Raw genomic sequence first — 21,564 nt, forward strand, 5'->3', positions numbered from 1 at the left:
GAACACACATGACGGATGCCGCGGGCTCCCGCACGGCGAGCCCGCGGCATCCGCTCATCACCCCCGCGGAATCCGCATCCCCACCTCTGCGCTTCGAATCGAGGACCGTCGTGACCACGACCAGCACGCCGCCGCCGGCGACCGCGGCACCGCGTTCACCGGAACCCGGCCGGGCTCCCCGCCAGCCCAAGCGCGTCGGCTTCGGCCAGCGCCTGAACCACTGGGACGTCAAGGTCGCGCCGTACCTCTACATCTCGCCGTTCTTCATCCTGTTCGTGATCATCGGGCTCTTCCCGATCGCCTACACCGCCGTGATCTCGTTCATGGACTGGGACCTGATCCGCAACTCCGGCACGTTCGTCGGCTTCGACCAGTACGCCTACGTGCTGAGCAACCCGAAGTTCTGGATCGCGCTGCGCAACACGTTCAGCATCTTCCTGCTCTCGACCGTCCCGCAGATGATCCTCGCGGTCTTCATCGCCGCGATGCTCGACCAGAACATCCGCGCCAAGACCTTCTGGCGCATGGGCGTGCTCGTCCCGTACGTGATGGCACCCGTCGCCGTCGCCCTGATCTTCAGCAACATGTTCGGCGACCAGTACGGCATCGTGAACACGACGCTCGCGAACTTCGGCATCCCGCCGGTGCCGTGGCACTCCGACGCGTTCGCGAGCCACGTCGCGATCGCCACGATGGTGAATTTCCGCTGGACCGGGTACAACACCCTCATCCTCCTCGCCGCGATGCAGGCCATCCCGCGCGACTACTACGAGGCCGCGGCGATCGACGGTGCGAGCAAGCTGCGCCAGTTCTTCGCGATCACCGTGCCGAGTCTGCGGCCGACCCTGATCTTCGTGATCGTGACCTCCACGATCGGCGGGCTGCAGATCTTCGACGAGCCCCGCATGTACGACCAGTACGGCACGGGCGGCGCAGACTCGCAGTGGCTCACGATCACCCTCTGGCTCTACAACATCGGGTGGGGCGAGTTCAATTTCGGCCGCGCCGCCGCCCTCGCCTGGATCCTGTTCCTGATCATCCTCGTGATCGGCATCATCAATCTCTTCGTCACCCGCGGCCTCGTCCGCGACGAGGGCACGCGAGGAGCCGTCAGCAAGCGCCAGCAGCGGGCCGCCGCCCGCGCCGCGCGTCGTGCGCTGACCGAGACCCCCGCCGCCGGAAAGGCAGGACAGCGATGAGCTCCGTCACCCGCGTTCCGCTCCACGTCGAGGACGACCAGATCACCCGTGAGGAGAAGCGGGCGGGCCGCCGCCGTGCGCGCCGCATCCGCGGCTCGCGGCCGGGCTGGTTCGTCTACGGCTCGCTCGGCGTCGTCCTGGCCGCCGCGCTCTTCCCCTTCTACTGGTCGTTCCTGATCGGCTCGGGGGACTCCTCGACGATCCGCGACCCCAACATGTCGTGGCTCCCCGGGGGAAACTTCCTCGAGAACGCCGCGAGCGTGATCAACAACCCGGCCGTGAACTTCTGGCCGGCGCTGTGGAACTCGATCTACAGCTCGGGTCTGATCGCCCTGTCCGTCGTCTTCTTCTCCACGCTCGCCGGCTGGGCGTTCGCGAAGCTCCGCTTCCGCGGGTCGAGATGGCTCCTCGTCTTCGTGGTCGCCACGATGGCGGTGCCGATGCAGCTCGGCGTCGTGCCGCTGTACATCCTCTTCAGCGACCTCGGCTGGACCGGTCAGATCGGCGCGATCATCGTGCCGGCGCTCACGAGCGCGTTCGGCGTGTTCTGGATGACCCAGTACCTGCAGCAGGCCGTGCCCGACGAGCTGATCGAGGCCGCGCGGGTCGACGGGGCGAGCTCGTTCCGCACGTTCTGGACGATCGGCGTGACCGCGGCGCGTCCCGCCGCGGCGATGCTCGGCCTGTTCACGTTCGTCTCGGCGTGGAACAACTTCTTCTGGCCGTTCATCGTTCTCGACCGTCAGAACCCGACGCTCCCCGTGGCGCTCTCGCTCCTGCAGTCGAACTACTTCGTCGACTATTCGATCGTCCTCGCGGGCGTGCTGCTCGCGACGATCCCCCTCCTCATTCTGTTCGTCTTCGTCGGTAAGCAGCTCGTGAGCGGCATCATGGCCGGCGCCGTGAAGGGTTGACATGACCATCGACATCACCAAGCCGCTCCTCGTCGAGCCCGCGCGGCTGTCCCGGCCATTCCCGCAGGACTTCCTGTTCGGCGCGGCCACCGCCGCCTACCAGATCGAGGGCGCCGCCTTCGAGGGCGGCCGACGCGCGTCGATCTGGGACGCTTTCAGTCGCGTGCCGGGCGCGGTCATCAACGCCGATAACGGCGACGTGGCGTGCGACCACTATCACCGCTACCGCGATGACGTGGCGTTGATGCGCTCGATGGGCCTGCAGACGTACCGGTTCTCCACGTCGTGGTCGCGCGTGCGCCCGGACGGCGGCGCGCTGAACACCGAGGGCGTGGATTTCTACAGCCGGCTCGTCGATGAACTGCTGGATGCCGGCATCCTGCCCTGGTTGACCCTCTACCACTGGGACCTGCCGCAGGCGCTGCAGGAGAAGGGCGGCTGGACCGTCCGCGAGACGGCTGATCGCTTCACCGAGTACGCCCTCGACATGCACGACGCGCTGGGCGACCGTGTGAACGTGTGGACGACCCTCAACGAGCCGTGGTGCTCATCGTTCCTCAGCTACACCGCGGGGCTGCACGCGCCGGGTCACTACAGCGACAGCGAGGGGATGCTGGCCGCCCACCACCTGCTGCTCGGCCACGGGCAGACGGTCCGCGAGCTGCGCGCGCGTGACGAGTCGCTGAACCTCGGCATCACGCTGAACCTCACCGTCGCGGACCCGGTGGACCCCACCGATCCGGCGGATGTGGACGCCGCGCGCCGGATCGACGGCCAGTTCAACCGCTGGTTCCTCGACCCGATCTTCCGCGGGCAGTACCCGCAGGACATCTTCGATGAGATCGCCGACGACGCCCTGCGCGCCGCCATCCGGCCGGGCGACCTCGAGGCGATCGCCACCCCGATCGACACGCTCGGCGTGAACTACTACCACGGCGAATTCGTCGGCGGACATGCGCCCGCCGTGCCGCCCAAGGCCGGCGACGCGCCGACCGATCGCCCCGGCCGCTCGCCGTTCCCCTCCTCCGACGGCATCTTCTGGCACGAGCGGGGCCTGCCGCGGACCCCCATGCAGTGGGAGGTGCAGCCCGAGGGGCTCACCCGCCTGCTCGTGCGGGTCTCGGAGGAGTACGCCCGGCCGGCCGGCACGTCGCTGTTCGTCACTGAGAACGGCGCCGCATACGACGACGTCCCGGTCGTGGAGGACGGTGCGGTGCGGGTGCACGACGACGAGCGCGTCGAATTCGTCCGGCTGCACCTCGGCGCGATCCTCGATGCGGTGGATGCCGGAGTCGACGTGCGCGGCTACTTCTACTGGTCGCTCCTGGACAACTTCGAGTGGGCGTGGGGCTACGAGAAGCGATTCGGTATTGTGCGAGTCGACTACGACACGCAGGAGCGGTCGGTGAAGGACAGCGGCAGGGAGTACGCGCGTATCATCGCGGCGCGGGAACTGGACGATGTCGCACCCGCCGCAGATCGCGAGTAGCGCAGCGATCGTCGGAGTGCAGGAGGGGATGGCATGGTGAGCGACATGAGCACGCACGCGTCGGGCGCCGCCACGATCGAAGAGGTTGCGGCCGCCGCGGGCGTCTCGCGGTCGACGGTCTCCCGGGTCGTGAACGGGTCGACGGCCGTGAGCCCGAGCGCTCTGGAGTCCGTCAAGCGCGCGATCTCCGAGCTGAACTACGTGCCCAACCGTGCGGCGCGGTCGCTCGCGAGCCGGCAGACCCACGCGATCGCCCTCGTCGTGCCCGAAGACACCACGCGGTTCTTCGGCGACCCGTTCTTCGCGGCGATCGTCTCGGGCATCAACGCGCGCGTGAGCCGCTCGGACTACGTCCTGAACCTCTTCATCGCGAGTGACGACCCGGGCGACAAGACGACGAGCTACGTCCGCAGCGGCAGTGTCGACGGGGCGATCATCGTGTCGCACCACACGAGCGACCTGTTCATCGACCGGATCGCCGCCGCGGTCCCCGTGGTCTACGGCGGCCGGCCGGTCCGCGAGCGTGAGAGGGACTACTACGTCGACGTCGACAACGTGCGCGGCGGACGGGAGGCGACGGCGTACCTCATCCAGCAGGGACGGCGCCGCATCGCCTCGATCACCGGTCCGCGCACGATGCCGGCCGGCATCGACCGGCTCACCGGCTTTTTCGAAGCCCTCGCGGAGGCGGGCCTGGAGCCGGTCGCCGTCGAGGACGGCAATTTCACCGCGGACGGCGGCGCCGCGGCGATGACCCGCATCCTCGACGCGGGGCACCGCCCGGACGCGCTGTTCATCGCGAGCGACCTGATGGCCCGGGGTGCGCTCGCGGTGCTGGCCCGCGCCGGCATCCGCGTGCCCGACGAGATCGCGATCGTCGGCTTCGACGATTCCCCCGTCGCGACGACGGTCTCGCCGCCCCTCACGACGATGCGCCAGCCGTCCTTCGCCCAGGGCGAGAAGATGGCCGACGTGCTGCTCGACCTCCTGGCCGGCCGCAATCCCGATCACGTGACGGTTCTGGACACCGAGCTGGTCGTCCGCGCCAGCGTCTGACTGCAGCTCGCGAGAGGGCAGAAATGCACCTGTTCAGCGGCGTGTCGGCCTACATCTCTGCCCTCTCGCGGAGGGGTAGGAAGGGTCAGGAGGTCAGGCGCGACAGCAGTTCGCGATAGCGAGCCGCGGTCTGCGCCACGATCTCGGCGGGAAGCTCGGGCGGGGTGCCCGTCTTGTCCCAGTTCGCCGCGAGCCAGTCCCGCACGATCTGCTTGTCGAAACTCGCCATGCGGGCCGCCGGCGTCGTCCCGGTACGCCAGGCCTCGGCATCCCAGTACCGCGACGAATCGCTCGTGAGCACCTCGTCGGCCAGCGTCATCACTCCCTGCTCGTCGCGGCCGAACTCGAACTTCGTGTCCGCGAGGATCAGGCCGCGCTCCTCGCCGATGCGCGCCGCGCGTGTGTAGATCTCCAGTGACAGGTCGCGCAGCTCCGCCGCCGTCTCTGCACCCACGATCTCGACGGTCCGCTCGAACGAGATGTTCTCGTCGTGCTCGCCCATCGGGGCTTTGAACGCGGGGGTGAAGATCGGTTCGGGCAGTCGATCCCCGTTCGCAAGCCCTGCGGGCAGCGGGATGCCGCACACCGTGCCGTCCATCTTGTACTCCGCCCAGCCCGACCCGGTCAGGTACCCGCGCACGACGCATTCGATCGGCTGCATCTCGAGCGCCTTCACGACCATCGCCCGGCCGGAGACGGCGTCCGGGATCAGCTCCCGCGGCCCGTCGGCTCCGAGCACGTGGTCCGCGACGAGGTGATTCGGGATGCCGCGCGCCCCGTCGCCGCCGACCGCGAGCCGATCGAACCACCAGAGGCTCAGCGTCGTCAGCAGCACGCCCTTGTCGGGGATGCCGGGCTCGAGAACGTGGTCGAATGCGCTCACCCGGTCGCTCGCGACGACGAGCATACGCTCGGCGGGCGCGTCCGGCTCGAGGTCGTCCGGGACGTACAGGTCGCGGACCTTGCCGGAGTAGACGTGCCGCCAGCCGGGCAGATCGAGGGGTGAGCTCACCCCGCCATTATCCCGCGGGCGTGATCTCGTCGAGGTACGCGAAGGCCTCCGCCACCAGTGGCCCCCAGAGTCCGGGACTCTCCACCGGCACGAAGATCCATTCGCGCATCGACCGGCCGGCCATCTCGACGCGCTCCGCCTCACCGGCGTCGACGAGCTCCGTCGTGCGTGCGGCCGGCAGCTTGAGCATCAGCTTCCCGTCGAAGCTCACGAGCGCGAAGATCTTGCCGCGCACGCGCAGGCCTTCGCTCGCGAACATGTGGCCCATGTCCACGCCCGGGCGCCCGAGGTAGTCCGCGGCGATCGGGTCGAAGATCGCGTGTGCCCGCTCGACCGCCTCTGCATCCGTCATGCCCGCCACGGTAGCCGCGGCATCCGACGCTGCCTAGCCCGTGGTCGATCCCGGGTGTATAGTCCAGATGGACTAGCCCACTTCGACCAAGGAATCGCGATGAAAGACGCCGTGGACCGCCTGACCCCGCTGGGCGTCATGGTGCTCGCGCTGCTCCGCGAGGGCGACATGCACCCCTACGAGATGATGCGGCTCATGCGGCACCGGCGCGACGACCGGCTCGTCACGATCACGAACGGGACGCTGTACCACACGGTGGGCCGGCTCGAACGGGCAGGGCTCCTGGGTGAGGTGGGGGTCGACCGTGACGGCAACCGGCCCGAGCGGACGACTTACACGCTCACGGGCGAGGGACGCGACGCCGTGGACGAGTGGGTGCGTCGCGAGCTGCCGCGCATCGACAGGCCGGCCGAGTTCCGCATCGCGCTCGCCGAGGCGCACAATCTCGAGCGCACCGTGGTCGTCGACCTGCTCCGTCGGCGGCGCGACGCCTTGTCCGAGGATCTCTCGAGCCTCAGCGCGGGCCACGCCGGAGCGCAGAGCCGCGACGTCCCCGAGCAGTTCCTCCTCGAAGTGCACCGCACCGAAGTGCTGCTGCGCACGGATCTCGCCTGGCTCGACGCGCTCATCGAGCGCCTGGACGCGCACGCGTTCCCGTGGGGCGTGGCCGAGATCGCCACCGACTCCGAGCACATGAAGAACTACGACCTCGACCGGAAGGCCGCACGGCTATGACAGAGCAGACCACCCGGGCCGCGGCATCCGCCACCGGCCGGGGAACAACCGCACGCAGCCCCTGGCCCGGACTGTGGGCCCTCGTGATCGGGTTCTTCATGATCCTGGTCGACACCACGATCGTCTCGGTCGCCAACCCCGCGATCAAGGCGGCGCTGGATCCGGACACGAACAACCTCGACAACGTGGTGTGGGTCACGAGTGCGTACCTGCTCGCGTACGCGGTGCCGCTTCTGATCACGGGGCGCCTCGGTGACCGCTTCGGGCCCAAACGCATCTATCTGATCGGCCTGGTGATCTTCACGCTCGCCTCGCTCGCGTGCGGGCTGTCCGGAACGCTCGAGATGCTGATCGTCGCCCGTGCGGTGCAAGGCCTCGGGGCCGCGCTCATGACGCCGCAGACGATGGCCGTGATCACCCGCACCTTCCCGCCCGACCGGCGCGGCGCGGCGATGGGCCTGTGGGGCGCGACCGCCGGCGTCGCGACGCTCGTCGGACCGCTCGCCGGCGGCCTCCTCGTGGACGCGTTCGGCTGGGCGTGGATCTTCTTCATCAATGTGCCCGTCGGCGTCATCGCGTTCGTCCTGGCGTGGATCTTCGTGCCGGATCTGCAGACGCACCCGCATCGCTTCGACATCGCGGGCGTGTTCCTCAGCGCGATCGGCCTCTTCCTCATCGTCTTCGGCCTGCAGGAGGGGGAGCACTACGACTGGGGCCCGATCTGGGGGCCCATCACGGTGTGGATGCTGATCATCGCGGGCGTGATCGTGATGGGCGTCTTCATCTGGACCCAGGCGCGCACCAAGAGCGAGCCGCTCGTGCCGCTCGAGCTCTTCCGGGACCGCAACTTCGCGATCTCCAATCTCACGATCGTGACGGTCGGCTTCACCGTGACCAGCATGTCGCTGCCGCTCATGTTCTTCATCCAGCTCGCGCGCGGGCTGACGCCGACCGAGTCCGCACTCCTGCTCGTGCCGATGGCGCTCCTGACAGGCATCCTCGCCCCGTTCGCGGGCAAGCTCCTGGATCGCACCGACCCGCGCTTCCTGCTCGTGCCGGGTTTGCTCATGGTCTCGCTCTCGCTGTTCTGGTACGCCGCGCTCATGAACGTCGACACCCCGCTCTGGCTTTTCCTGCTGCCCTCGGCCCTCATGGGCATCGGCAACGCCGGCATGTGGGGACCGCTGGCGACGACGGCGACCCGCAATCTGCCGATGGCGCAGGCGGGCGCCGGCGCGGGCATCTACAACACGACGCGGACGATCGGATCGGTCCTGGGTTCGGCGGCGATCGCGGCGTTCATGCAGAGCCGCCTGGAGGCGAACCTCCCCGGGGCGGGCGACGCCGCCGGCGCGTTCGGCGACGCGGGGCTGCCCGCCTTCGTGATCGACGGGTTCTCGACGGCGATGGCGCAGGCGATCCTGTTGCCCGCCGCGGTCATCCTCATCGGTGTGGTCGCCGTGCTGTTCCTGCGGCGGCCACGCGCCGCGAGCGCGGCCGACTGGCACGCGCAGAACGCCGAGGCGGCGCCGGATGCCGCTCCTGCGGCGTCAGCGACGACGTAGCGTTCGGCTCACACGTCGGGGTCGAACGGATCGATCGGGGCGTGGTGGTCGAAGGCCTCCACGCCGCGCCGCCAGTACCCGCTGACCTGCGCCTGCGCGGGACCGAGGCCCAGAGCGCGCCGCAGGTGCCGGCGCACCGGGACGAGTCCGGCGGCCTCGCCCGCGGCCCAGACGAAGACCCCTTCGCCGATCGGCGGAAGCGCGGCGATCACGGACGCTCCGGACGGATCCGGGGGGAGGGTGTGCACGCGGATGCCGGGGGCCGCGGCATCAGCATCGAGATAGTCCTGCACCCACCGCCCGTCGCCGTGCACCGAAGCGATCACATCGACCGGGATCCCGACCGGGATGCCGCGTACCCACCGGCTGGCGGACGGCAGTGAGGTCTCATCGCAGATCAGCACCAGGCCGTCGATGCCCTGCGGTGCTCGGCGCGATCCGCGCGGTCCGACCAGCACGAGCCGGTCGCCCGGCCGCGCGCCTTCCGCCCACGCCGACGCCGGTCCCGGGTCGGGGTGCACGAAGAAGTCCAGGTCGACCTCGACCCCGTCGGCGGTCGTCCGCGGGAGCGGTGTGAAGTCGCGCGCGATCGAGGCCCGGTCCGGGCGGACGATGCCGTCCTCCCCGGGGCCGGTCGGCGTGGGCGCGACGAGTTCGCCGGTGGCGGCATCCGGGAAATACACCCGCACGTGGTCGGCGGGACCCGTGCTGGTGAAGTCCGCGAAATCGGGACCGGACACCGTGACCCGGACGATCGGCGGGGCGACGCGCTCGACGCGCAGCACGGTCGCCGCGCGAGCCGTGAAGCGGTTGCGCCCGCCCTCGCGCGCGAAGCGGTCCTCGCTCACTGCTCGACCACGCGCGCGGCGATGTCGGTGCGGTACTGGCCGCCCTCCAGCTCGATCTCGGCGAGGGCCCGGTACGTGCGCTCGCGCGCCTGCGCGAACGTCGTCCCGAGTCCCACGACGTTGAGCACGCGCCCGCCGGTCGCGACGAGTCCGTCCTCGCTCTCGGCCGTGGCGGCATGCGCCAGGTGCACGCCCTCGACCGCGGCGGCGGCATCCAGGCCCGTGAGCGGACGACCGGTCACGGGAGCGGCGGGATACCCCTCGCTCGCGAGCACGACCGTCACGGCGACGGCTTCCGCGAACGCCGGGCGCGGGTGGTCCTCGAGGGTGCCGGATGCCGCGGCCAGCAGCAGCTGCGACAGCGGGTCCTGCAGCCGGGGCAGCACGACCTGCGTCTCGGGGTCGCCGAAACGCGCGTTGAACTCGATGACCTTCACGCCCTGCGCCGTCAGGATGAGGCCGGCGTACAGCAGGCCGATGAACGGCGTGCCCTCGGCATCGAGCCGACGGATCACCGGCTCGGCGATCTCGCGGGTCACGAGGTCGACGAAGGCCTCTTCACCGCCGAACGGCTCGGCGAGCCACGGCAGCGGCGAGTACGCGCCCATCCCGCCGGTGTTCGGGCCCGAGTCGCCGTCCCCGAGACGCTTGAAGTCCTGCGCGGGGCTCAGCGGCAGCACGCGGTCGCCGTCGCTCAGGAAGAACAGCGACACCTCGGGGCCGGAGAGGAATTCCTCGACGAGGATCGCGCCGGACGGCAGGTAGGCGTCGGCGTGCGCGAGCGCGGCCGCGCGGTCGTCGGTGACGAGTACGCCCTTGCCGGCGGCGAGGCCGTCGGCCTTCACGACGTGCGGCGAGCCGAAGCGATCGAGCGCCTCGGCGACCTCCTCCCGCGTCGTGGCGCGGACGGCGCGGCCGGTGGGGACGCCTGCCGCGTCCATGATGCGCTTCGCGAACGTCTTCGATCCCTCCAGCTGCGCCGCGGCGCGACCCGGCCCGAACACCGGGATGCCGCGCTCGCGGAGCGCATCGGCGACACCCGCGACGAGCGGAGCCTCCGGGCCGATCACGACGAGGTCGATCGCATTCTCGTTCGCGAACGCGGTGACGGCAGCGGGGTCGTTCTGATCGAGTTCGACGATCTCGGCGTCCCGTGCGATCCCGGCGTTGCCGGGAGCGGCGAAGACGTCGTGCGCGGCCTCCTCCGAACGGAGTGCGAGGATGATGGCGTGCTCGCGCGCGCCCGAGCCGAGGACCAGGATTCTCACCCGGTCAGCCTATCGAGCGGGCCTCGGGCGCACCGCCCCCGATGCCTGCCGCAGTGGGAGAATGGCGGCATGGCAGCCCCGCGCGCCGCAGCCCCCGATCCCGACGACGAGCACGTCGTCGACCACGAGGTGCGCGCCGTGGTCGTGCACTCCTCGCCGCGCTACGGCCGGTTCCTGATGATCGGGGTCGTGCTCGGCGTGATCGCCGGCGTGCTGCTCACGATCACCGCGGCGCTCACCGACGATCCGGGCGGCCCGCTGTCCTCCGGCCCGGGCGGGGTGCTCCGGGTGTTCGCCCTGTACGCCGCGGCGTGCATCGCGGTGGGACTCGTCGTGATGGGAGTGCTCGCGATGGCCTTGGACCGCCGATCGCTGACCCGTGCGCGGGCGGCGCGGGCCGAGCACGCCACGACGCTCGTGCTCGACCTGGATGCACCGGTGAACGACGACATCCCGCAGTGGGTGCGGGATGCGGAGGATCCGCGCGGACCCGCGCGCTAGCGTTGACGGATGCCGCGCCGAATCTCCACCGCTGACGGGCGAGCGGCCCTCGCGGCGGTCCGCGCCGCGGACGCGCCGGCACGGACCGAGCTCGCCACCGCGGTCCGCTACCTGCTGCAGCTGCTCGTGGAGAAGGCGCCCGGCGGGTCCGTCGAGGTGCGGGTGCCGCCCTTCGGCGCGGTCCAGGTGATCGAGGGCCCGCGCCACACCCGGGGGACGCCGCCCAACGTCGTCGAGACCGACCCGGCGACGTGGATCGCGCTCGCGACCGGCGAGCTGAGCTGGGCCGCGGCCGCGGCATCCGGCCGCATCACGGCATCCGGAGTCCGCGCCGATCTCAGCGACGTCCTGCCCGTCCGGCCCTGACGGGGGTGCGCGCCCGCCCCGCGCGGACGGTGGGACAATGGAGGCATGGCAGAGCAGGTCGAGGACCACATCGAGACGGTGCGCGTGCGGCGCTCACCCAAGTACTCGGTGTTCCTGGCCGCGGGCGCGGCGCTCGGCCTCCTCGTCGCGATGATCCTCACGTTCGCCTACGACGGCAGCGGCGGGATCAGCCCGAACACCGGACTCGTGTACACGCAGGGGCAGGTCTTCGGCTTCCTGTCGCTCATCTGCGTCTCGATCGGCGTCGTGATCGGTGGCCTCATCGCCCTCGTGCTCGACCGCGTGCTGTCCCGTCGCACGCGTGAGGTCGTCGTCGACCGCGAGAGCGTCCGCGTCGAGGACTGAGCGCTACGCCAACTCGGCGATGATCGGGTGGATCGCCGCGTCGAAGGCGACGACGTCGCCGCGCAGTCCGTCCGTCACGGCGATCGTGAGCGAGCCGATCCACCACACGCCCCGCTGAGTGAGGGGGAGGACCTGCACGTTCAGTTCGAACGAATGCGCGCGGCGGCCCACTTGACGCTCGTGTTCGGCGATCGCGCTCGCGTAGGCGCGGTACGAGACGCCGGGCTTCGCGGCGGAGTCCTTGCGGTAGCGCTCGTGGGCCGACTGCGAGAAGGCCAGGGCTTCGCTCGCGTGCGGGGCGATCGCGGCTCGCAGCGCGTCCGAGCCCTCGGCGGGAAGGGCGACGAGCGTCTCGAAGCCGTCGACGAGCTCGAGCGGGACGGGCGACGGGTGCGCGGTCGGCTCGACCGTCATCGCCCAGAACTCCCGCCACTGTCGCTCGAGGAGCGCCTGCGCCTCCTCGGCGCGGTCGTTCACGCGCGGAGGGATGCCGCGCAGGTGCGGCAGCTCATCGGGCGAGCGGATGCCGAGCACCTGGCGCAGGTACAAGGCGAGCAGGACCTGCTGACCCGCGTCCTCGCGGATCAGCCATTCCGGAGTCCCCGTGCCTCCCATGCCCTCGATTGTACGACCGCGCCTGCGCGGTGTCCCGGGCGCGGCATCCGTCCGGCCCGCCGGTAGGCTGGAGCGCGTGGCATCACCCTCCCGCGACGCCTCCCCCTCGAGCGGAGACGCGACCGTGAATCCCTACGCACAGGCCGGGGTCGACACGGCTGCCGGCGACCTCGCCGTGGAGCTGATGAAGTCGGCGGTCCGCCGCACGCACGGCCCCGAAGTGCTCGGCGGTGTCGGCGGTTTCGCCGGACTGTTCGACGCGTCGGCCCTGCGCGGGTACGAGCGGCCGCTCCTGGCCACCAGCACCGACGGCGTCGGCACGAAAGTCGCGATCGCGCAGGCGATCGACAAGCACGACACGATCGGCATCGATCTGGTCGGCATGGTCGTGGACGACATCGTCGTGGTGGGTGCCAAGCCGCTCTTCATGACCGACTACATCGCGTGCGGCAAGCTCTACCCCGACCGCATCGCCGCGATCGTCGGCGGCATCGCGGAAGGCTGCGCGCAGACCGGCACCGCCCTCGTCGGCGGCGAGACCGCCGAGCACCCGGGCCTGCTGGGTCTGAACGATTACGACGTCGCGGGCGCCGCGACGGGTGTGGTCGAGGCGGGGGCGTTCCTCGGCGCCGACCGGGTCCAGGACGGCGACGTCGTCCTGGCGCTCGCGAGCAGCGGTCTGCACTCCAACGGCTACTCGCTCGTGCGTCACATCGTCGCCGGGGCCGGCATCCAATACGGTGACAACGCCGCCGACCTGGGCGGGACGTGGGGGGAGGCGCTCCTCGAGCCGACGCGGCTCTACACGACCCCGCTCCTGCGCCTGATCGACGCGCTCCCCGGTCAGGTGCACGCCCTGTCGCACGTCACCGGCGGCGGGATCGCGGCGAACCTCGCGCGCGTCCTCCCGCAGGGCACCTGGGTCGACATCGACCGGTCGACCTGGTCGCCGGCGCCGGTGTTCCGGGTGCTCGCCGACCTGGGCCACCTCGACCTCGGCGCGACCGAAGGCACCTGGAACCTCGGCATCGGCTTCCTCGCGGTCGTCTCCGCGGGCTCCGCGGATGCCGCCATCGGGGCGCTCCAGGGCGAAGGCATCACCACCTGGCAGGTCGGTGCGGTGCGGACCGGCGCGGTGCCCGAGGACGGGAACGGCGCGTTCGAACATTGCGCGAAAGGCGTGGACGGCGGGGCCGTGCGCCTGGTCGGCACCTACAACACAGGCGGAGCGGTCTAGACCACATGTGCGGCATCGTCGGAATGGTCGGGCAGGGTCCGGTCAACCAGGAGATCTACGACGCCCTGCTCCTGCTGCAGCACCGCGGCCAGGACTCCACGGGCATCGCGACCGCCGAGAGCAACGGCGTCTTCCACCTCTTCAAGGCGAAGGGACAGGTGCGCGAAGCGTTCCGCACCCGGGACATGCGGGGACTCCTCGGGGACATCGGTCTGGGACACGTCCGCTACGCGACCAAGGGGACGGCATCCAGCGAAGAAGAGGCGCAGCCCTTCTACGTGAACGCGCCGTACGGCATCGTCCTCGTACACAACGGCAACCTCACCAACACGCGCGAACTGACCGACGAGCTGTTCCACACCGACCGTCGGCACCTGAACACCTCCAGCGACACCGAGCTGCTCGTGAACGTCCTCGCCAACGAGCTGCAGTCCTCGATCTCCGGGATCGAGCTGGATCCCGCCCAGGTCTTCCAGGCGGTCTCCCGCGTGCACGAACGCGTCGAGGGCTCGTACGCCGCGATCGCCCTGATCGCCGGCTACGGCCTGCTCGCCTTCCGTGATCCGTTCGGCATCCGCCCGCTCATCATCGGCACGCGACCGACCGAGAACGGCCGGTACGAGTGGATCGTGACGTCGGAGTCGCTCGTGCTCGAGAACGGCGGCTTCGAGATCGTGCGCGACGTGCTGCCCGGCGAAGCGGTCTTCATCGACCTCGAGGGGCACCTGCACACGCAGCAGTGCGCGGCGGACCCGAAGCTCGTTCCGTGCTCGTTCGAGTACGTCTACCTCGCGCGTCCCGACTCGGTCATGAACGGGATCTCGGTGTACGAGGCGCGGCTGCGGCTCGGCGAGCGGCTCGCCAACACGATCGCGAAGTACACCCCGAAGGGCACGATCGACGTCGTCATGCCGATCCCGGACTCCTCGCGACCTGCCGCGATGCAGGTCGCCCGCAAGCTCGGGATCGAGTATCGCGAGGGGTTCTACAAGAACCGCTACATCGGCCGGACGTTCATCATGCCGGGACAGGCGGTGCGCAAGAAGAGCGTGCGCCAGAAGCTCAACGCGATGTCGAGCGAGTTCAAGGGCAAGAACGTCCTGCTGATCGACGATTCGATCGTGCGCGGGACGACCTCGAAGGAGATCATCCAGATGGCGCGGGATGCCGGTGCCAAGAGCGTCACGTTCGCCTCGGCCGCGCCGCCGGTGCGGTACCCGCACGTGTACGGCATCAACATGCCGTCGCGCCACGAGCTCGTCGCGCACGGCCGGACGATCCCTGAGATCGCGCAGGAGCTCGGTGCCGACTACATGGTGTACCAGGAGGTCGAGGATCTGAAGGCCGCGATCCTCGAGGGCTCCGACGTGGACGATCTGGACATGAGCTGCTTCGACGGCCGGTACGTGACGGGTACGGTCACCGAGGAGTACCTCGCCTGGGTCGAGGGTTCGCAGGAGTCCTGACCCGCTCAGAGGTCGTGGTGGAACTCCTCGATCAGGTGGTCGACCACCGCGGTCATCGCGGCGTCCTGGTCGGCGCCCGCAGCGGTCGCCGCGGCCGCGACGGCGCGCTGCCGCTCCGCCGAGGTGCCGGCCTCGGCGATCGTGAGCACGCGCTCGACCTCCGCGCGGCACCCCAGGGCGTCGGCATCCTCCCCGATCATCTCGATGAGCTCGGTCATGAGCTTCGGGAACGGCACGATCGTGTCGGCGCCGAAGTCGATCAGCCCCTCCGTGACGCCGTAGCGCTGAGCCCGCCAGCGGTTCTCGCCGACGAGGAACCGGTCGTACAGGCGCCATCGCTGGTTGCGGACACGCAGCCGCCACAGCATCCGCATGACGCACTGCGTGACCGCCGCGAGAGTCAGCGCGTCCTCCGCGCGCGGCGAGACGTCCATGATGCGCGTCTCGAGCGTGGGGTAGTGGTGGGAGGGACGGATGTCCCACCAGATCTTCGACGAATCCTCGATGATGCCGAGGTTCACGAGCACGCCGACGGACCGCTCGTACTCACCCCAGCTCTGGTAGTCCGGCGGCAGCCCGGTGCGGGGGAGGTTGTCGAACACCGAGATGCGGTACGACGCGAGCCCGGTGTCCTCGCCCTGCCAGAACGGCGACGAGGTGGACAGGGCGAGCAGATGCGGCAGGAAGTACGGCATCTGCCGCATCAGGTCGATGCGGAGTGCGTCATCGCCCAGACCGATGTGCACGTGGCAGCCGCAGATCAGCAGCCGGCGGGCGACGCCGGCGAGATCGCGCTCGAGCCCGCGGTAGCGCTCCTTGTCGGTGTGGTGCTGGGTCTTCCAGTCCGAGAAGGGGTGACAGGATGCCGCGATCGGCACGAGTCCGTACCGGGCGGCGTGCCGGGACACGGTCGAGCGCAGGCGCCGCAGGTCGTCGCGGGCGGCCCCGACGCTCGTTGCGACCCTCGTGCCGATCTCGACCTGGCACTTCTTGTACTCGGGGCTCACCTGCTCCTGCAGCTCGGCGCTGCAGTCTTCGATGAAGCCCTCCGGGGCGACACCGAGCGCGCGCGAGTCGCGGTCGACGAGCAGGTACTCCTCCTCGATGCCCATCGTGAACTCGGGTCGCTCCATCGCGTCTCCTTCTGTTGCCCCATCTCAGCGCGCGGGGAGCCTCAGGGCAAGGGCGACGCACCGAGGGAAATCTCACAGGAGATACGCGATATATCGTGTTAGCGTCGGCGCATGCCTTCCGATCAGCTGCCGAGCCAGGCCGAGCAGGACGCGCTCTGGGGTGGCGAGCACCTCTCCGATGACCTCGAACGCACGGTGCGCAGCGAGATCGAGCAGGGCGAGCGGGCGGACCAGCCCGTGCGACGGATGCTGCGACGCCTGCGCAACCGAGTGGGTCGGCATCCGCGTCTCGAGCGTCTGTACAAAGCCGTCGTCGCCGTGATCGGCGGCACCCTCACGGTGCTCGGACTGCTGCTCGTGCCACTGCCGGGTCCCGGCTGGCTGGTCGTGTTCCTCGGCCTCGCCGTCCTCGGCACGGAGTTCCACTGGGCGCGACGGATCGCCACGTGGCTGAAGCGTCAGCTCGATCGCTTCTGGGCGTGGTGGAAGGACCGGCGGGCGCGCCGGAGGGCTGCCCAGCAGGGCGAGACGGCCTGATCTCAGGCGTGCCGGACGGGGGCGAGAGGGCTCAGGCCTTCTCGTCCTCGTATTCGTCGGCGTACTGGTCTGCCCACTTGTCGACGTACTGCTCGTCGTCCGGGTGGCCGAGTTCTTTCTCCAGTGCGGAGTAGTTCACGGTCGGGCTGTACGACTTGAGTTCGCGAGCGATCTTGGTGTGCTTCGCCTTCTGACGGCCACGCCCCATGCGAGACCCCCTCATTTCTGAGTAACGGGTGCTGCGGGGCTGTTCGCCGCGTGGACCCGGGCATTCACGAAACCGGCTTCGAGGCCGGTAAGAGTAGCATTCAGGATAACACGGAGCCCCCGGTCACCGACCGCTCCGCCCCGGCACGGAAAGGCGATGACGCATGGCCGCTGACGCACCGAACACTCCCGATCTTCCCGCTGTCGGCGGCGATCCCGAGCGGATGGGCGGCGGCGAGGCCGAGGCGCTGCGCGGGGCGGTTCTCGTGGGCGTCGTGCCCGGCATCCCGACCCGCGTCGTGCGCGAGGCCGGCCGGTACGCGAAGCTCCTCGGCGCACCGCTCGTCGTGGTGCACGTGGACGTCACGCGGTTCGTGACCTACGAGGATCCGGACGGCTATGTCCATTCCGCGCCGATCGACATCAACATCGCCGCGGGCGAGAACGACCTGGCCATCGTGAAGGCCGAAGCAGCCAAGATCCTGGATGGCCACAACGTCGCGTGGAGCGTCCGGCAGCTCGTCGGGGATCCCGCCATGGCGATGAAGCACCTCGCCGAACAGGTGGACGCGCGACTGCTCGTCGTGGGCACGCGCAAGCGCGGCATCGGGGAGTCGATCCGCGAGTTCTTCACCGGATCCGTCGCCGCGCGTCTGGCGCACCGTCAGCAGCGGCCGATCCTGGTGATCCCGCTCGGTGAGCCTGTGCCCGACGACGAGGAGATCTGGCCCGCCTGATCCTCTGACGCTGAAACGACATCTGCACGTCGAGACGATGGGTCAAGCCCACAGTCTCGACGTGCAGATGTCGTCTCAGCGAAGAAGAGTGCCGGATCAGCCGCGCAGCGACCCGCGGATGTCGCGGGCGATGTCGTCGAGCGATCGCGCCAGATCGTCGATGACGGATGCCGCCAGCTCACCCCCGCGCGCGACGTGCGACCGCAGATCGGCGCGCAGCTGCGCGCGGAACTCGGTGATCGCGGTGTCGGCCCGGTGCAGCTGCTCCCGGCTGGATACGCGCGGATCGTCGCCCGGCGTCGCGGGCGTCGCCCCCGCCTCCTCGTCGCGCGCGGCGGCGGCGAGGTCGGCGCGGAGGCTCTTCATCGCCTCGCGGACGCTCCCGCGCACCTCGTCGGCGATCAGGCGCACCGAATCGGTCAGGCCCGCCTCGATCCCCTGCAGGTCGCCCGCGCGCGCGGCCACCTCGGCGCGACCGGCGTCGGTGATCTCGTAGACGGTCTTGCGGCCGTCTACGGTCTTGGTGACGAGCCCCTCCTCCTCGAGCTTGGACAGGCGCGGGTAGATCGTGCCGGCACTGGGGGTGTAGGTGCCGCCGGTGCGGTCCGACAGAGCCTGCATGATGTCGTAGCCGTGTCGCGGGCCCTCGTCGAGAAGGCTCAGGAGGTACAGGCGCAGATCGCCGTGCGAGAAGACCGGGGTCATCACCACTGCCCCTCGGTCGTGCCCTCCGTGAACGCGCCGGCGGGGGGCTCTGCGCCGGCCGCGGCCGGGGCGGATGCCGAGGGCGCGGCATCCGCCACGCTCGACACCGCGCGACGGAGCACTGTCACATCTCCCGAGACGGAGTTGGACCGCACGTCCACGAACGACCCGCTCAGTTCGCCGACCGAGCCGCTGAAGTTCGTCGTGGGACCGGTGCCCTGACCTGAGCGGACCACGCCGTCGACCTGCACGCGTCCGCTGACGCTGCGGATCACGAAGTTGGCCGGGTGGCCCTCGTCGAGCCGGATGGTCGCGTTGCCGCTCACGGTGTTCAGCGCCACCTGGTGCACGTCACCGGTCGAGTCGACGAGCATCGCTCCCGAGACGGTGTCGATCGTCGCCTTGCGCAGCGACCCCGTCGCCGCGACGTCGCCCGAGACGCTGTTGGCGCTGAGCGACCCGACGAGCTCGCGGACCTGCACGTCGCCCGAGACGGCGTTCACCGTGAGGTCGCCGTCGATCCCGTCCACGATGATGTCACCCGAGACGGTGTTCAGACGGGTGTCGTGACGGATGCCGGACACGAGGGCACTGGCCGAGACGACGCCGAGGTTCAGCGCGACCTCGCGCGGGACGGCGACGCTGATCTCGGCCTTCGGACCGCCGGCGCCGAAGTTGCGGAACACCTCGAGGAAGTTGTCCCAGCGCAGCTGCGGGTGGTCGATCTCGACGACGTCGCCGGTGACCTCGATGCGCAGATCCTTGATCGTCACGCCGTGCACCTCGATGCGGGCGCCGGGCTCGTCGTGGCCGATCACGTCGATCTGCCCGCCGACGAGGCCGACCTTGAGCTTGCGCACGGTCTCGATGTCGATGACGCGCGTCTCGCCCGGGTGGATGATCCACTTCTCCAGAGTCATGGTGCACTTCCGTTCTTGCGGTTGACTCGCGATATATCGCGATGGGAGGAGACTAACACGATATATCGCGTTCATGTCAAGATGATGGGCACGACGGCCTTGACTTTGACGCAACGTCAACCTCTAGCGTCGATGCATGACCCGAGAGGAGAAGGGAGACGCGATGGAGGAGTGGTCGATCCAGCAGATCGCGCGGCTCGCCGGCACGACGAGCCGCACGCTCCGGCACTACGCCGACATCGGGTTGCTCGCGCCGTCGCGGGTCGGCGGGAACGGCTATCGGTACTACGACCGCGTCGGGCTCGTGCGCCTGCAGCGCATCCTGCTGCTGCGCGACCTGGGGCTCTCGTTGCCGCAGATCGCCGGCGTGCTCAACCGGGACGTGAATGCCCATGACGCGCTCACGCATCACCTCTCGTGGCTGCGGCAGGAACAAGACCGACTGACGCGCCGCATCGCGGCCGTCGGAGCGACGATCGACGGAATGGAAGGAGGTGAGAAACCCATGGCACACGACATGTTCGACGGCTTCGATCACACGCAGTACCGCGACGAGGTGATCGAGCGCTGGGGACAGGGGGCCTACGCCGAGGGCGACCGCTGGTGGCGCGGCATGAGCTCCGCGGAGCAGCGCGACTGGCAGCAGCGGGTCGCCGATCTCGGTCGCGACTGGGTGGCTGCCGCGCAGTCCGGCATCGCCCCCGACGCGCCCGAAGCGACGGCTCTGGCCGAGCGGCACGTCCGCTGGCTGACCGGCATCCCCGGAACACCCACCGGCACCCCCGCCGAGACGAAGGCCTACGTCATCGGACTCGGCGAGATGTACGTCGCCGACGAGCGCTTCGGCGCGAACTACGGCGGCACGGCGGGAGCGGAGTTCGTGCGGGACGCGTTGCGCGCGTACGCCGACGCGAACCTCTAGCCCACGCGCTGCAGCGCGGTCCGGCGTGGCTCGTCCGCGAGGTCGAGCACGCCGGACCGCGCCGCGTCCAGCGCGGCCGAGACGGCGCCGGTGCAGATCACGTCGAGCCCGAGCCGGGAGGCGACGAGTTCGGGAGCCGGCAGGTCGAGCTCGAGGGGGAGTGACTCGCGCGCCGCCGCCACGAGCTGCGCGGCATCCACCGGGTCGATGCCCGACACGACGACGCGCCGCGGGTCGAACAGACTGCCCATCACCCCGGTGATGACGCTCAGCGCGTGACCGGCACGCTCGACGATGCGCGCGGCGTCGGCATCGCCCTCCCGAGCCAGGCGGAACACCGCGGCGCCGGTGAGCTCCGAAGGGGGTAGCGCCATGAGCGCCGAGTCGGGCGAGACGGTCCCCGCCGCGATCGACTCCCGCGCCCATTCCGCGGCCCGCTCGCTGAGCCCGCCGGCGCCGCCGACCCCCGCCACGTGATCGAAGGCGACCATCTCGCCGACGCCGCCGTGCGCGCCGCGCAGGAGGTTTCCGTCCACGACGACGCCGGCGCCGAGGAAGCGCCCGCAGAGCAGGGTGACGTGGTCGCGCACGCCCGCCGCCGCGCCGACCGACCCCTCGGCCACGGCGGCCAGGGAGGCGTCATTGATCACGCGCACGATCGGCGCCCACGCGCCGAACATCTCGCTGAGGTCGGGGTTCATGCGGCGCCAGAACCCGTTGCGGTGCGCGGGGGAGGATCCGCTCGCATCGACCGGAGCCGGGACTCCCGCGCACAGAGACAGGACGTCGGCGCGCGTCCGACCGGCGGCGAGGAGCGCGTCATCGACCGCCGCGGCCGCGGCGTCGCGCCGCTCCGCCGGTGAATCGTGGGCGAGGTCCGTGTGCGACGCGCGACGCACGAGCACCTCGCCGCGGAGATTCGCCACGACGGTGAGGATGTGATCGGGCGCGAGGTCGATCCCGACGACGACCGCGGCATCGGCGCGCAGCCGGAACCGCCGCGCGGGGCGGCCCTTGCGGTAGTCGCCGACTGCACGCGCGTTCTCGAGCTCGTCCAGGAGGCCGATCTCCACGAGCTCCTCGATCACGTCGATCGTGGTCGATCGCGTGAGCCCGACGGCCGCCATCGCATCGCTCGCGGTGAACACCTCGGCGTCCCAGGCGTACGAGAGCACACCGCCCAGGCTCGTGCGTCGAACCGCGGTGGGTGAGATCGTGTGCGACACGGGTATTGACCTCTTCCCCTTCACCCTGCATTATGGTGCACATCGAGTTGATTCGGACATTAAATCTACTCCCCCAACCAAATGGTCGTCGCCGCAGACGACCGCAGAAAGGACGGCGACGTGGCTGATCGATTCCGACGACGGAGAGGGCCGGCGTCCACGGCCGTCGCCGTCGGACTGCTCGGCGC

General features: G+C 70.1%; 24 protein-coding genes. 14 read left to right on the forward strand and 10 right to left on the reverse strand.

The window, feature by feature from the left end; all coding sequences use genetic code 11:
* Positions 1–110: 110 nt before the first annotated feature.
* The 4 genes from ABD197_RS02260 to ABD197_RS02275 are packed head-to-tail and all read left to right on the forward strand — an operon-like array spanning position 111 to position 4,658.
* Entirely contained in the window at positions 111–1,199 is a 1,089-nt protein-coding gene (locus ABD197_RS02260; RefSeq protein ID WP_425560993.1) for a carbohydrate ABC transporter permease, read from the forward strand.
* The gene (locus tag ABD197_RS02265) at positions 1,196–2,113 is read left to right on the forward strand and encodes a carbohydrate ABC transporter permease (protein WP_344051169.1); all 918 of its coding nucleotides are present in this window, start codon (positions 1,196–1,198) and stop codon (positions 2,111–2,113) included. Before ABD197_RS02260 ends, ABD197_RS02265 begins: the two co-directional genes overlap by 4 nt.
* A 1-nt stretch (position 2,114) precedes the next feature.
* Positions 2,115–3,602: a glycoside hydrolase family 1 protein gene (locus ABD197_RS02270; RefSeq protein ID WP_344051171.1), complete on the forward strand. Its 1,488-nt coding sequence runs from the start codon at positions 2,115–2,117 to the stop codon at positions 3,600–3,602.
* 45 nt (positions 3,603–3,647) lie between these two features.
* Positions 3,648–4,658: a LacI family DNA-binding transcriptional regulator gene (locus tag ABD197_RS02275; RefSeq protein WP_344051173.1), complete on the forward strand. Its 1,011-nt coding sequence runs from the start codon at positions 3,648–3,650 to the stop codon at positions 4,656–4,658.
* Between the two features lie 85 nt (positions 4,659–4,743).
* Here ABD197_RS02275 and ABD197_RS02280 read toward each other — a convergent pair whose 3' ends face one another.
* Positions 4,744–5,670 carry a phosphoribosylaminoimidazolesuccinocarboxamide synthase gene (locus ABD197_RS02280; protein ID WP_344051175.1) on the reverse strand — a complete coding sequence of 309 codons (927 nt, stop codon included), beginning with the start codon at positions 5,668–5,670 and terminating at the stop codon, positions 4,744–4,746.
* 7 nt (positions 5,671–5,677) lie between these two features.
* Positions 5,678–6,022 carry a hypothetical protein gene (locus ABD197_RS02285; RefSeq protein WP_344051177.1) on the reverse strand — a complete coding sequence of 115 codons (345 nt, stop codon included), beginning with the start codon at positions 6,020–6,022 and terminating at the stop codon, positions 5,678–5,680.
* A 99-nt stretch (positions 6,023–6,121) separates the two neighbouring features.
* Between ABD197_RS02285 and ABD197_RS02290 the strand changes: the two genes are divergently transcribed.
* Positions 6,122–6,757: a PadR family transcriptional regulator gene (locus tag ABD197_RS02290; RefSeq protein WP_344051179.1), complete on the forward strand. Its 636-nt coding sequence runs from the start codon at positions 6,122–6,124 to the stop codon at positions 6,755–6,757.
* Positions 6,754–8,322 (forward strand): DHA2 family efflux MFS transporter permease subunit, encoded by a 1,569-nt coding sequence (locus ABD197_RS02295; protein ID WP_344051181.1) that lies wholly within the window; start codon positions 6,754–6,756, stop codon positions 8,320–8,322. The genes ABD197_RS02290 and ABD197_RS02295 overlap by 4 nt, the downstream gene beginning before the upstream one ends.
* Positions 8,323–8,330: 8 nt before the next feature.
* On the opposite strand, the gene ABD197_RS02300 is transcribed toward ABD197_RS02295, so the two are convergent.
* Positions 8,331–9,170: a siderophore-interacting protein gene (locus tag ABD197_RS02300; RefSeq protein ID WP_344051183.1), complete on the reverse strand. Its 840-nt coding sequence runs from the start codon at positions 9,168–9,170 to the stop codon at positions 8,331–8,333.
* Complete coding sequence (purD, locus tag ABD197_RS02305; RefSeq protein WP_344051185.1) at positions 9,167–10,438, reverse strand: phosphoribosylamine--glycine ligase; 1,272 nt, start codon at positions 10,436–10,438, stop codon at positions 9,167–9,169. The genes ABD197_RS02300 and purD overlap by 4 nt, the downstream gene beginning before the upstream one ends.
* A gap of 69 nt (positions 10,439–10,507) precedes the next feature.
* Here purD and ABD197_RS02310 point away from each other — a divergent pair, with 69 nt between their 5' ends.
* The 3 genes from ABD197_RS02310 to ABD197_RS02320 are packed head-to-tail and all read left to right on the forward strand — an operon-like array spanning position 10,508 to position 11,671.
* Positions 10,508–10,939 carry a hypothetical protein gene (locus ABD197_RS02310; protein ID WP_344051187.1) on the forward strand — a complete coding sequence of 144 codons (432 nt, stop codon included), beginning with the start codon at positions 10,508–10,510 and terminating at the stop codon, positions 10,937–10,939.
* Between the two features lie 9 nt (positions 10,940–10,948).
* Complete coding sequence (locus tag ABD197_RS02315) at positions 10,949–11,305, forward strand: sterol carrier family protein (RefSeq protein ID WP_344051189.1); 357 nt, start codon at positions 10,949–10,951, stop codon at positions 11,303–11,305.
* Positions 11,306–11,350: 45 nt separating this feature from the next.
* Positions 11,351–11,671 carry a potassium transporter Trk gene (locus ABD197_RS02320; protein WP_344051191.1) on the forward strand — a complete coding sequence of 107 codons (321 nt, stop codon included), beginning with the start codon at positions 11,351–11,353 and terminating at the stop codon, positions 11,669–11,671.
* A gap of 3 nt (positions 11,672–11,674) precedes the next feature.
* On the opposite strand, the gene ABD197_RS02325 is transcribed toward ABD197_RS02320, so the two are convergent.
* The gene (locus tag ABD197_RS02325) at positions 11,675–12,286 is read right to left on the reverse strand and encodes a zinc-binding alcohol dehydrogenase (protein ID WP_344051194.1); all 612 of its coding nucleotides are present in this window, start codon (positions 12,284–12,286) and stop codon (positions 11,675–11,677) included.
* A gap of 184 nt (positions 12,287–12,470) precedes the next feature.
* Here ABD197_RS02325 and purM point away from each other — a divergent pair, with 184 nt between their 5' ends.
* Positions 12,471–13,523 carry a phosphoribosylformylglycinamidine cyclo-ligase gene (gene purM, locus ABD197_RS02330; RefSeq protein WP_425561027.1) on the forward strand — a complete coding sequence of 351 codons (1,053 nt, stop codon included), beginning with the start codon at positions 12,471–12,473 and terminating at the stop codon, positions 13,521–13,523.
* 5 nt (positions 13,524–13,528) lie between these two features.
* A complete protein-coding gene (gene purF, locus ABD197_RS02335) occupies positions 13,529–14,989 on the forward strand; it encodes an amidophosphoribosyltransferase (protein ID WP_344051199.1) in 1,461 nt (486 codons plus the stop codon).
* 5 nt (positions 14,990–14,994) lie between these two features.
* Here the strand turns inward: purF and ABD197_RS02340 are convergent, their stop codons facing one another.
* Positions 14,995–16,122 carry a carboxylate-amine ligase gene (locus ABD197_RS02340; protein WP_344051201.1) on the reverse strand — a complete coding sequence of 376 codons (1,128 nt, stop codon included), beginning with the start codon at positions 16,120–16,122 and terminating at the stop codon, positions 14,995–14,997.
* A gap of 111 nt (positions 16,123–16,233) precedes the next feature.
* Between ABD197_RS02340 and ABD197_RS02345 the strand changes: the two genes are divergently transcribed.
* On the forward strand, positions 16,234–16,659 hold the full coding sequence (locus ABD197_RS02345; RefSeq protein WP_344051202.1) for a TIGR02611 family protein: 426 nt from the start codon (positions 16,234–16,236) through the stop codon (positions 16,657–16,659).
* Between the two features lie 31 nt (positions 16,660–16,690).
* Here the strand turns inward: ABD197_RS02345 and ABD197_RS02350 are convergent, their stop codons facing one another.
* Positions 16,691–16,867, reverse strand: a complete 177-nt coding sequence (locus tag ABD197_RS02350) for a DUF3073 domain-containing protein (protein WP_091701886.1) — start codon at positions 16,865–16,867, stop codon at positions 16,691–16,693.
* A 223-nt stretch (positions 16,868–17,090) separates the two neighbouring features.
* Between ABD197_RS02350 and ABD197_RS02355 the strand changes: the two genes are divergently transcribed.
* Positions 17,091–17,603, forward strand: coding sequence for a universal stress protein (locus ABD197_RS02355; protein ID WP_344055778.1), 513 nt, complete (start codon positions 17,091–17,093; stop codon positions 17,601–17,603).
* A 96-nt stretch (positions 17,604–17,699) separates the two neighbouring features.
* Here ABD197_RS02355 and ABD197_RS02360 read toward each other — a convergent pair whose 3' ends face one another.
* Both ABD197_RS02360 and ABD197_RS02365 read right to left on the reverse strand, forming a co-directional pair.
* On the reverse strand, positions 17,700–18,308 hold the full coding sequence (locus tag ABD197_RS02360; protein WP_344051207.1) for a PadR family transcriptional regulator: 609 nt from the start codon (positions 18,306–18,308) through the stop codon (positions 17,700–17,702).
* The gene (locus ABD197_RS02365; RefSeq protein ID WP_344051209.1) at positions 18,308–19,228 is read right to left on the reverse strand and encodes a DUF4097 family beta strand repeat-containing protein; all 921 of its coding nucleotides are present in this window, start codon (positions 19,226–19,228) and stop codon (positions 18,308–18,310) included. The genes ABD197_RS02360 and ABD197_RS02365 overlap by 1 nt, the downstream gene beginning before the upstream one ends.
* 136 nt (positions 19,229–19,364) lie before the next feature.
* Here ABD197_RS02365 and ABD197_RS02370 point away from each other — a divergent pair, with 136 nt between their 5' ends.
* Positions 19,365–20,150 carry a MerR family transcriptional regulator gene (locus ABD197_RS02370; RefSeq protein WP_344051211.1) on the forward strand — a complete coding sequence of 262 codons (786 nt, stop codon included), beginning with the start codon at positions 19,365–19,367 and terminating at the stop codon, positions 20,148–20,150.
* Here the strand turns inward: ABD197_RS02370 and ABD197_RS02375 are convergent.
* Positions 20,147–21,376 (reverse strand): ROK family protein, encoded by a 1,230-nt coding sequence (locus tag ABD197_RS02375; RefSeq protein ID WP_344051213.1) that lies wholly within the window; start codon positions 21,374–21,376, stop codon positions 20,147–20,149. The two genes, ABD197_RS02370 and ABD197_RS02375, sit on opposite strands and share 4 nt — an antisense overlap.
* Positions 21,377–21,564 lie beyond the last annotated feature (188 nt).

It is taken from the genome of Microbacterium lacus, assembly GCF_039531105.1.
Lineage (GTDB): Bacteria > Actinomycetota > Actinomycetes > Actinomycetales > Microbacteriaceae > Microbacterium > Microbacterium lacus.